Here is a 12,672-nt window from a genome sequence, read left to right as displayed (position 1 = left end):
AACAAGAAGATCTATTTGAACAACAATTATTTATTGAATCGCATACATAATTTTACTTGTAGTAGTAATTATTCTAGCAATTCAAAGATAATATTTAACCTATATTTATTTACTCCAATATTAATAAAAGCAATATAAATATAGTATTAAGCACTTATTTAGTAAGTGCAAAAAGTAAAAATAAGTATAAAATAAATATTAATTATTTAAATTATTTGTATTATTAAACAAAATAATGCAATAAAACGAAAGGTAATTATGGCAAAACCAAGTGCGAAAATTGTGTTAGGTGGACTTGCAGCTGCTGCTTTAGTAACATCTGTAGTAACCACTGTAGTAGTTTTTTGAAATAGAAAAAGTAATGAATGAACTTCTGATGAATATGCAAAAGCAAAAGCAGAAGTACAACAATTAATTGATAAAGTTAAAGATCCAAAAGCAAAAAGAGCATTCCAAAATAGATTAAATAAATTAAAAGAATACTCTACTAAAAATGTTGATTTATTAAAACAATTAAAACAAGATGTTACAAAAGCTTTAGCTGATCAAAAAAACAACAGAAGTACTGAACAAATTTCTAAAGAAGTTGGAAGTAAAATTAATTCTATTTCTGACAAAACCCCAATTAAAAACATTTTAAAAGATGAATATAAAGCAACTGATACAACAAATAAAGGTGCTTTACTTTCATTAGAAGATAAAGTAGATAAAGTTTTAGAAGCACAAGACTTAATTTCTAAAGTTGAAGATGCTGAAATTAAAAAACAATTATCAGACGATTTTGCAAACGCAAAAACTATTGAAGAAATTGAAGCAATTATTGAAAAAGCAAAACAAGAAGTAGCTGCTAAACAAAATCAATTAGAACAAGCAAAAAAAGAAGCACAACAAGTAATTGATTCATTAGATAATGTTGATAAAAAAGCAGATCTAAACAAAGAATTAAGAGAAGCTACAACTGCAGCTGAAGTTGCTAAAATTTTAGAAAAAGCAAAACAAGAAAAAAATAAAGAAGTAAATTCTGATTTAACTTCTGATAAAGCAGAAGCATCTAAATTAAATGATTCAGTTAAAGATCAAAGTAAAAAAGATGAATTTGCTAAACAAATAGCAAATGCTACTTCAAAAGAAGAATTAGATCAAATTAAAGCAAAAATAGAAGAAACAATCAAAGCTGAATCAGGTGATGATGCTTTAGTTAATGCTAAAAAAGAAGCTTTAAAAGAAAAAGTTGATCAAAACCCTAACCTTTCTGATGACAAAAAAACAGAGTTAAAAACTGCTATCGATAATGCTTCTACTTTAGAAGATACACAAGCAGCTGAAACAACTGTAAATAAAGAAATTGAATCAGAAAATAAAAAAGCTGATTTAGCAAAAGAAATCGAAAAAATTTCCGATCCTGCTAAAAAAGAAGAATTAAAAAATAAATTAAATGAAATCCAAGGATCATCAGATGATTCTAAATTAGCAGAAGTTGAAAAAGAAATTGCTGATCAAATTTCTGATGCAAGAGTAAAAGCAGAAGAAGCAATTTCTAAATTAGATGGTTTATCTGAATCAGAAAAAGAAACCATTTTAAACAATTTAGATAAAGCAAACTCAACCGAAGATTTTGCAAATGTTGCTAACCAAGCAAATAACCGTTTTGAAGAAGAAAAAGCAGCAGCTAAAGAACTTGTTGACAAAATTTCCGATCCTGCTAAAAAAGCAGAATTAGAAAAACAATTAGAAGAAGCAAGCAATGTTTTTGATCTTAAAGATGTAGCAACAGAAGCAAAATTAGCTGACAAAAAGGCAGAACTTTTAGCTGAAGTTGAAAATTTAAGCGATGCAACTAAAAAACAAGAATTAAAAGATAAAATCACTAATGCAGATAGTGACGTATCTTTAGCAGTGCTTGAAAAAGAAATTGCACTTGAAAAAGCAAAAGAAGCAACAACAAATGATCTGGATAAAACTAAATTAGATGCACAAGCAGAAATTGACAAAATTCAAGATTCTACATTAAAAGATGAGTTAACTAAAGAAAAAGATTCAGCTCTTACTACTGAAGATTTAAATACAGTTATTTCTAAAGCAAAAGAAGCTCAAAAATCTGAATTAGAAGAATTAAAAACAGCAACTGAAAATGCAATCAACAAAGTTACTGATCCTTATGAAAAAGAAAAACTTCTTCATGACTTAAATAACGCTTCTAATAAAGAAAATGCAACTGATGAATTACTTGTTATTAAAGAACAAGCAGAAAAACAAGCAAACAACGAGTTAGCTAAAGCAAAAGAAGCAGCACAAGCTGAAATTAATAAAGTAACTGATGAAGCTAAAAAAGCAGAATTAAACAAAGAATTAGAAGCTGCTACAAGCATTGATGCAGTTAATGAAGTAAAAGCAAAAGCACAAGCAGAAGTTGCAAAACAAACTTCAAATTCCAAAGACTTAGCAGCCCACGAGATTAGCAAAGTTAGTGATTCTGCTAAACAAGCAGAATTAAAAAATGAACTTGCAAATGCTTCTACACCAGAAGAAGTGCAAGCAGTTGTTAATAAAGCAAAAGAAGCACAAAATGCTGAAATTGAAGCAGCAAAAACAGCAGCAAAAGCTGCAATTGATGCATTAGATCCAACTAAATCACAAGCATCTATTGATGCTTTAAATACAGAATTAGCAGGAGCTACTACTTTAGAACAAGCAAATGCTATTAAAGCAAAAGCAGAACTTGCAAAACAAAAAGAAAGCGTAACTGACCCTGTTGCAGCTTTAAAATTAGATGCACAAGCTGAAATTGCTAAAGTAACTAATAGTGAAACTATAAAAGAACTTAACGATAAATTAACAGCAGCAACAACACAAGATCAAGTACAAAAAGTTATTGACCAGGCAAAAGCAGAACAAGTAAAAGAACTTGCAGTTGCAAAAGCACAAGCAAATGCTGAAATTGCAAAAGTAACTAATCCAGAAGTTAAAGAAGCATTAAATAATGAATTAAGTGCTGCTACTTCAACTGCTGAAGTTAATGCAATTATCCAAAGAGCAAAAGAAGCACAACAAAGAGAATTAGCTGCTCTAAAAGCAGAAGCATTAGCAGAAATCAACAAATTACCACAAAGTGATTTAAAAGATCAACTTAAAGATAATTTAGAAGCTGCTACAACTCCTGAAGCAATTAATTCACTAAAACAAGACGCAATTGATGAATTAACAAGAGCAAAAGCAAAAGCACAAGAAGCAGCATTATACGAAATTAACAAAATTGTAGATCCTACAACAAAAGATGCTCTTAAAAAAGAATTAGAAGCAGCTTCTTCACTAAGTGCAATCAATGATGTAAAACAAAAAGCAATGGATGCAAACGCTTTAGAATTAGCAAAAGCTAAATCAAAAGCACAAGCAGCAATTGATGAATTAGATCCACTTAAATCAAGAGAGTTAATTGACCAATTAACTAAAGATTTAAACTTATCTTTTTCAATTAGTGCAGCAAATGAAGTAGAAGCAAAAGCTAAATTAGCAAAAGCACAAGAAGCAGCTACCAATGAATTAGCAGCTAAAAAATTAGAAGCAGAAGTAGAAATTAATAAATTAGGTGATCAAGCAACTAAAGATGAATTAAATGCTCTAAAAGATGCAGCTGATACTTTAGACAAAATTCAAGAAGTAATTAATAAAGCAAAAGATAAACAATTTGAAGATTTATCCAAAGCAAGAGAAGCAGCTTCTTACGAAATAGAAAAACTTACAAACCCAGAAGTTAAAGATGCTTTAAATAACGAATTAAGTGCAGCTAAAAGTCTAGAAGATCTTAATGCTATTAAAGAAAGAGCAAAAGAAGCACAAGCAACTGAATTAGCAAACGCTAAAGAAAGTGCAAAACTTGAAATTGCTAAAGTTAGTGATCCAGAAACCAAAGAAGAATTAACACAACAACTAGAAAATGCAAATAACATTAGTGTTGTTAAAGATATAGAACCTAAAGCAAAAGAAAATAATCCTTCTACTAAAACAAAAGTTACTAAAAATGATGTAACTTATGAAATTGAAAAATTAAGTGATACTACTGCCAAAGAAAACTTAACTTCTGAATTAGAAAATGCTAAAACACCAGAAGAAGTACAAAAAGTTAAAGAAAAAGTAGAAGCACAAAAAGCAAAAGAATTAGAAGCAGCTAAAGCAAAAGCAAGAGAAGAAATTGCAAAATTAGATACAACTAATTCTGCTGATGCTATAACTAACTTAAATAATGAATTAAACTCTGCTAATGATATTAATGCAGTTAATGAAGTTATTGCAAAAGCTAAAGTAGAAAAAGCAAAAGAAAGTGCAGCAACAGATTTAGATAAAGCTAAATTAGATGCAAATGCACAAGCAGACAAACTACTTAATAATGATAAAAAAGAAACTTACAAGCAAGAAATTGCCGCAGCTACAAACGAAAGTGAATTAAATAACGTTAAAGATAGAATTAACGCTGATTTAACTACTGAATTAAATAATTTAAAAGAAGCAGCAAAACAAGAAGTTAAAACAAGTAATATTAATCCTTCAATTGCTGCTAAATTTAATGCTGAAATCGATGCAGCAACAACCCCAGCACAAGTAGAGAAAATTAGAAATAGATTTAAAGATTACTTTAAAACAGAAGTACAAGATGTTATTAATTCCTTATCTGATTCAAATAAAGAAAAAGCAGCATTAAATCAAGAATTAGCACAAGCAAATGAAATTTATGAGCTTAATTCAATTAAAAATAGAGCACGTGTTTCTAAAGAAAATGAAGTAAATAATGCTAAACCACTTGCTTCTTATGAAATTGAAAAACTAACTAATCCAGAAATAAAAGAAAAATTTAATACTGAATTAAATAATGCAACTACTCTTGCAGAAGTAGAATCTATTAAAGAAAGAGCAAAAGAAGCACAAGCAACAGAATTAGCTAATGCTAAAGAAATTGCTAAATTTGAAATTAGTAAAATAACCGATCCAACTACAAAAGCAACACTTGAAGATGAACTTGCTGCTGCAACTAATGTAGTGCAAGCAAATGAAGTTGCTAATAAAGCAAAAACAGCAAAAGCAAAAGAAAATGCATCAACTAATGAAGATAAAGCAAAAGTTGAAGCAAATGCCCAAGCAGATCAAATTCTTGATGAAACTAAAAAAACAGAATTTAAAGATAAAATTAATAATGCTACAACTCTTGAAGAAATCAATGCAATTAAAGATGAAATTGCAAACGATTTAACAACTCAATTAAACGAGCAAAAAGATAAAGCAAACGCTTTAAAAGATAAACTTTCAAATCAAGAAATTAAAGATAAATTCACTGCTGAAATTAATGATGCTACTACAAGTGCTCAGTTACAAGCAATTAAAGATAGAATTACTAAAGCATTAAAAGCAGAAGCACAAGCAGCAGTTAACTCATTAGAAAAAGAAGCACAAAAACCTTCTTTAAATCAAAAATTAGCAAGTACTAATTCTCCTGAAGAAATCGTTAAAATTAAAGAATTTGCACAAGCACTTCTTGAAGCACATTTATTAACTGATAAACTTCAATCTTCTAATGAAAGAGTAAAATTTGCCCGTGAACTTAATGCTATAAATGATGAAGATAAAGCAAAAGTTGAAGAAGTAATTCAAAAAATTAAAGAAGCAATTGCAAAACAAGGTAATGCTGATTCAATCCAATTAGCAAAAGAAAAAGCAAAAGCAGAAATAGCAAAAATTCTTAATGAAAGTGATAAAACAAGTTTAAATAATGAATTAGTAAATGCTTCATCTTTAAGTGATGTTAATGCAATTATTGAAAAAGCTAAACAAAAACAAGAGCAAGAATTAAGTGAACAAAAAACTCAAGCTAATATTAAAGCAAATGATATTAAAGATGAAGCACTTAAAGCTGATCTTAAAGCAAAAGTAGATGCTGCTACAAATATTGAAGAATTAAATAAAGTTAAAAAAGCAATTGAAGATCAACTTGCTAAAGAACTAGCAGCAGCAAAACAAGCAGCAGAAGTTGAAATTGCTAAACTAAGCGATGAATCTAAAAAACAAGAATTAAGAACTGAATTAGAAGCAGCAACAACTACTGATGATGCTAATGCAGTTAAAGACAAAGCGCTAAGAGAAAAAGAAAAAGAACAATACTCTAATGAAGTAGATAGAAAGAAAGTTGATGCTCGTGCTGAAATAGTTAAATTAACTAAACAAGAAAATAAAGATCCTTTAAATACTGAATTAGATTCTGCTAATACAGTTGAATTAGTGCAAGCAGTAATAGATAAAGCAATTGCAAAACAAAAAGAAGAATTAGCTCAAACAAAACAAGAAGTTAAAGCTGAAATTGCAAGAATTTTAAAAGATCCTAAAAAAACTGAACTTTCAAACAAAGTTGATCTTTCTTTAGTTGATACAGTTGCTAAAGTAAATGCTATTAAAACAGAAGCACAAGAATACTTAAAAACTAAAAAAGCAGAAGTAACTAAAATGGTTGCTAAACTTGAAGGATTAACTAATAAATCAGATTTTGATACTGAATTAACAAATGCTGATACAGAAACTAAATTAAAAGCATTAGAACAAAAAGTTCAAGACGCAATTCAAACTGAAAAAGATAAATTAACTAACTCAATTAATGATGGAACAATTACTAAACAAAATGTAATAAGTAATTTAATAGATGAAACACATAATGCTAATTCTATTGCAGATCTTAAAGCGATTGAAGCAAAAGTTGCTAAAGAAAAAGAATTGCAAAGAGCAAGAAATGAAGCAATGAAAATTGTTAACAAATTGAGTGATGATAATGCTAAAAAATCAGAACTTACAACTGCAATTAACGATGCAACTGAAGTCTCTACTATTACTTCAGAAAAAGACAAAGCACAAGCATTATTAGATTCTTATAAAACTGATGCAAAAGCAGCAATACGAAGATTAACTGGTGATGATACACTTGTAAATAAATATAATGGTAAAACAGCAGAAGGTAAAAATGAAGCAGAATATAAACAAGCAACAACCGATGCTCTTGAAGATTTAAGTAGAAAAGCACAAGAAGTTAAAAATCAAATTGATACACTTGCTTTATCAAATGCTCAAAAAGATCATTTCAAAAATGAAATAAATAATGCACATAATGACAATAACTCTGATATTATTTCATTTACTACAATTAAAGGAACTGCAGATGATTTATTAACAAAAGTTAATGAAGCAAAAGCATATGTAAGTAACCTTAAAGCAGCACAGTCTTACAAAGATAGAATCGATGCTGCTTTAAATAATGATGCAGTTAAAACAGTTAGAAATGATGCGATGAGACATCTAGAAGAATCTATAACTAATGCTACAAATGCTGTTAATACATTAAGAGGATTAAATCAAGATGGTGAAACACATGATACATATACTGCTAAATTAACTGATGCTGGAGATAATCAAGATAAACTTGATGCTTTAGGTATTGAAGCAACTGCAAAATTTGTTAATATTAGAGATGCAGTTGAATCATCAATTAATTCCATTAGTAATCCTTCTAAAAGAGAAGAAATTACTAATGAATGAAAAGCATTAAAAGCTAGTTGAGATACAAATGCTGACAAGAAAACTGTAACAGAAATTTATAAAATAAGAGATAAAGTTACAAAAGAAAATGCTCGTCAACTTGCAGAAGATGCAATTAATAAATTAGTAGATGGAAATGAGAAAACTAACTTAAGTACAACTATTAATAGTTCTAGTTCTACTATTGGACAAATTGAAGAAGCAAAACAAAAGGCAATCAAATATCTTGATATTTCTTTAAGAGATGCAAATGAAGCTGTTGCTAAATTAGTAGGTCACAGTGATCATGATACTTTAAATAGTAGAATTAATCTAAATAGAGAAAATCAAAAAGAATTAATCAAAATAAAAAATGAAGCAACTTCTAAATTTACTGATAAAGTTGATAAAGTTAGAGCAATTGTTAATAGTTTAACTGGAAGTACAACTGAAAGTGCTTCAGACTATAATTCTAAGAAAAAAGATTTAAGTGATCAACTTAATGTTGCAGGTACTGTAACTAAATTAGAAGAAATAAAAACAAAAGCAGAACAAGCAAAAAGTGATGAAACTAATTTAGAAAGTGCTAGACAACATGCATTAGAAGAAGTTAAGAGATTAAAAGATGGTACACAAAAAACTAATATTACTAGTGCTATAAATAATGCAAAAAATCCAGAAGAAATAAGAGCACAAGAAACAGAAATTACTAAAATTATCAAAGCACAAAAAACAACAACAAATAATGCAATTGCAAAATTAGATGGACATCCAGATAAAGCAAGTTTAGAACAAAATGTTAGAAATGCAGCAGGTCAACCAGGTGAACAAGAAGCATTGGAGAATGCATTTACTTCTGCTGATAAGAAATTTAATGATTCAAAAAGATTAGCACAAGATGAAATTGAAAAACTTGCTTCAACTAATCCAAAAAGACAAGAGTTAATGACTAGGTTAAATAGTACTGATACAAATACTGTAACTAAATTAAATCAGCTTAAAGAAGAAGCAAAAAAACAAAAACAACTTGAAGATGCAAGAAATGCTGCTTTACCAGTTATCAAAAGATTAAAAGATCCTAAAAAATCTGAACTTAAAAATGCTATAAATACTGTAACTGAAGTTTCTGATATTGAAGCTAAAAAAACAGAAGCTGAAGGAATCTTAACTACTGAAAAAGAAAAAGCAAGAAAAGCAATAGAAAAACTAACTGGTGATGATTCACTAAAAGGAACCTTTAATGGACAATCTGCTGATGATAGAACACAAGAACAGTATGAAACAACAGTAACTGAAGTGAAAAAAGAATTTCTAAAAAAACAAGATGCAGCTAAAAATACTATAGATGGATTAAGTCATTTAAGTGAAGCACAAAAAACATCATATAAAAATCAAATTGATGCTACTTTAAATGATCAAAATGCTAATATTAGTTCAATTAATACTATTGTAGGTAATGCAGAATCTGATAACAGAAGAGCAGAAGAATTAGCACAAGCTAAATTAGTAGCTATCTCTATTGCTAATAAATTAAAACCAAGAAATGCTGGTGGTAGAAAAGAAGAATTTATCGATAAGATTAATAATCAAAGTGAAAAATCAGAAGTAGAAAAATTAAAAAATCAAGCAAAAGGTATTATTCAACCTAAAATTGATGAAGTAACAAAAAAACTTCCTATATTAGAAGGTTTAGATGAAGGTGGTAATCAAACTAAAGCTTATTATGATGCCGAAGCTACTAAAGTTAATGATATTGCAAAAGCAACTACAACTGAACAAGCATTAGATACACTTATAACTAATATAACAAATGCTTATGATACTATTTTTGATAGTGCGCAAACTGCAATTAATAACTTACCAAATGAAGCAGTGAAACAACCTTTCATAATTGAATTAGGCACAAAAGGTAACTTAACAACAACAAATAATAAAGTAGCTAAATTAAAAAATATTAAACAAAGAGCAGATGAAGCATTTAATAAAGTTGTTGAAGTTGATTCTTTAATTAAAGAAATTTTAAATTCAGAAAAACAAAAAGAATTTAATGATGCTTTAAATAATATTGGTAATATGAGTGATTTAGAACCTTTAAAAGAACGGATAATAGAATTTAAAGAAAGTGCTGAAAGAGAAAAACAACAAAAAGAAGATATAGATAGAATTAAAGCTGAAACAATTAACATATTAAATAATAGTTTATTAGTTCCTATAAGTGGTGGTTTAAGAAAAGATCCAAATACTGCATATAAAGATGGAGAAATAGCATTAACAACAATTAGAAACCTAGTAGAATCTGCAGATACTTTGGACAAAATTAATAAATTAAAAAATGAAGCTCAAAAACAACATGACTTAGAAGAAGCAGATTTAAGAAAACCTTCAGATTCTTCTGCGGAAGATATTAATAGAATTAGTACAGATGATAGTGAACTAAAAGATAGATTATTTATTCAATTAAACAATATAGCTAATAATAGCAATAAAGTAAATTCAAATGGTGAAAGTGCTAATAGTGAAAATTATCGTGAAAGAACTTTTGCATTCTATGAAAAAATTGAAAATATAAATAATAAAGAAACATATTTATCTACTAAACAAGAACTCGAAACATATCTTGCTCAATTTGATAATACAAGAGACATAGAAAGAGAAAAAATTATAAACAGAATAAGAAGTAAAGGTCAAAGTCAACCAACAGGCGCTTCTTCTTCTTCTTCTTCTTCTTATGCTTTATCAGAAAGAACAATTAATTCTTACATAGATAGAGTTAAATACGCATCAACATTAGACGATGCTAAAAAAGTTGAAGATGAATATATCAGAAGTACATGATTTGATACAAGAAGATTAATAACTCTAAAAAATAAAGTTTATAGCACAGTTAGTGGAATTATTGGACAAAATAATCAAAATGAATTAAATAAATGATTACAATATTCTGCTCAAAATATTAATAAAAAAATACTAATTAGTGAAGTTGGTAGAAATTATATAAATTATAGACAAACAAATAATTTAGGAAATCATTCAAACAAATCAGCAAATGAATTTAGAATTGAATTATTAAAAGAATGACATAATTGAGCACAAGAACCAGCAGTTCTTTGATTAAAAAATTTAATTGCTAATTCACAAACAATTTCAATAGAAAAAAAATATGAATTATTAGATGGTTTATTAAGAATTACATCATTATTTGATTTCACAGAAGCACTTAGAAATGCTCACAATTCAGATAATAATATTCCAAACTCAATTCCAGAAAATACTAATATTAGATTCTATGATGGACAAAATTACACAGAAATATAATTCTATAAACATAAAATAATAAAAGTTCATCTTATAGCAAAATAAATATCCAAAAACACAGAGCAAATCTGTGTTTTTCTTTATTAATATATTAATAAATATTAAGTAATTAAAGAGTTATAGATTTCTATACTAGGGCTTTTTAAATATTTTGTTTAATATATAAATAATAATATTTATATCTTTATTTAAGTAAAAATAAGTATTAATAATTTATGTATTTATATAGTAACAAAACTAAAAAAGACAAAATTTTGAATTATAAATTTTAAGTTATTTTAGTAAAAATGACATTGTTTTTGTGTTATGATATTATATAGAAAAAAATAAAAGGAGGAAAATAGTGAAGAAAAAATTAGTATTTACAACAGAAAAAGAAGGTAAAAAATTTAGTGAATTTTTATTAAAATTTAAAAATAATTTGTTGCTTTATGAAGATGCAAAATATTATTTAAAAGAAAATAAAGAAGAAATAATTTTTGAAAATATTGTATTAGATTTTCAAGAAGAAAAAAGTCTAAATGAAATTTTAGAATTACTAAAATTAACAATAGAAAGATCATTTGAAACTGTCAGAACTAAATTTCCATTAGAAAGCGATGATGATTATAATTATGTTAATATAAATGATAATTTTTATGACATTTTTGAAAGAAAAATTTGATTACTTTCTTATGAAGTTGATGATATATTTGATTTCTTTTCTATTTCTTTTATATCTGTACTTGAAAAACATAAATTAAGAAATGGAAATAAAAGATTTAGTTTTGCTTTTTTAATAAACTTATTAATAGTTTTTGGTTATTATTTTAAATGAAGCAATGAAGATACTGAAATAGCAGAATTTTATAAAAAACAGCAAGAAAAGGATATTTTTTGCTTTGTAACAAGATTATCAAATCGAAGTTATGAAGATTTAATAATAAATATAAATGATCAAGAATTTAAAGAAGATAATCAAAAAAATGAGATTTACAAAAATTGCTTCAATTTTATAAAGGAAAAAGATATAAATTTAAATTCTAAAGATAGAATTGAAAAAGTAAAAAAAGAAATAAAAGAATGAATAATACAAAATACTTTGATATTAATCTAAAAACTATATAATTATAAATAAAGAGGTGAAAAATGAGTAAAGAAGAAAGAACAAAAATTATTAATGATTATATAATCAAATTGAAAGAAGAAGGAATTAATAATTTACCTGAAATTATGGAAAGAAATGAAAAAGGTTCCTGAAAAAGAATGCAAGAATGCATGAAAAACTTATCTAAATTATAATTTATTCATAACTAAAAAAGATCTCCAATATTTAATTATTGGAGATTTTATTATAAAATTGCAAAAAATGTATATCATAATTTAAATAACTTTTAAAAAATAGCAAGTAAAAAAACTTAAATAAAAAACAAAAATCCCTAAAACAAGGAACAATTGGTTAGTTTTGGTTTTTAACTGGGAAACAAAAAATTAAGTAAGAGAAATTTACACAAAATGTCTTACATTTCCAGAATTAAATTAAAAAAATCTTGAAAAAGAATTAGAATGTATGCAACTTGTATAAATGCTAATTAATAAAATAAAAAAACACACATTTCCCCGACCAGAAGAGTGTTTTCGGCTAAAAATAGCAGTTACCTATTGTTTTTATAGTGCCTGGTATGGGTGGAGGGTTCGGGTCCAAATCACTTAATTATATTCTATCATTAAAATTCACTATTTTTATAAAAAATATTAAAATTTCTCAAAAATAAGGGACTAAAGTGGGACAATTTATTGGGACACATTTTACCAGTGATATCACTGGTAAAA

The 12,672-nt window shown here is 26.9% G+C and carries 3 protein-coding genes; all 3 read left to right on the top strand.

Annotated elements, in window-relative coordinates; all coding sequences use genetic code 4:
• Positions 1-258: 258 nt before the first annotated feature.
• The 3 genes from ACXX89_RS03640 to ACXX89_RS03630 all read left to right on the top strand — a co-directional run bounded on the left by ACXX89_RS03640 (position 259) and on the right by ACXX89_RS03630 (position 12,141).
• Positions 259-10,860 (top strand): hypothetical protein, encoded by a 10,602-nt coding sequence (locus ACXX89_RS03640; protein ID WP_458557681.1) that lies wholly within the window; start codon positions 259-261, stop codon positions 10,858-10,860.
• A gap of 343 nt (positions 10,861-11,203) precedes the next feature.
• A complete protein-coding gene (locus ACXX89_RS03635; RefSeq protein ID WP_458557680.1) occupies positions 11,204-11,956 on the top strand; it encodes a type II toxin-antitoxin system death-on-curing family toxin in 753 nt (250 codons plus the stop codon).
• Positions 11,957-11,988: 32 nt separating this feature from the next.
• Complete coding sequence (locus ACXX89_RS03630; RefSeq protein ID WP_458557679.1) at positions 11,989-12,141, top strand: hypothetical protein; 153 nt, start codon at positions 11,989-11,991, stop codon at positions 12,139-12,141.
• Positions 12,142-12,672: the final 531 nt, after the last annotated feature.

The sequence above is a fragment of the Mycoplasma sp. 1012 genome (assembly GCF_054343455.1).
This window is presented reverse-complemented; position numbering and strand designations above follow the sequence as displayed.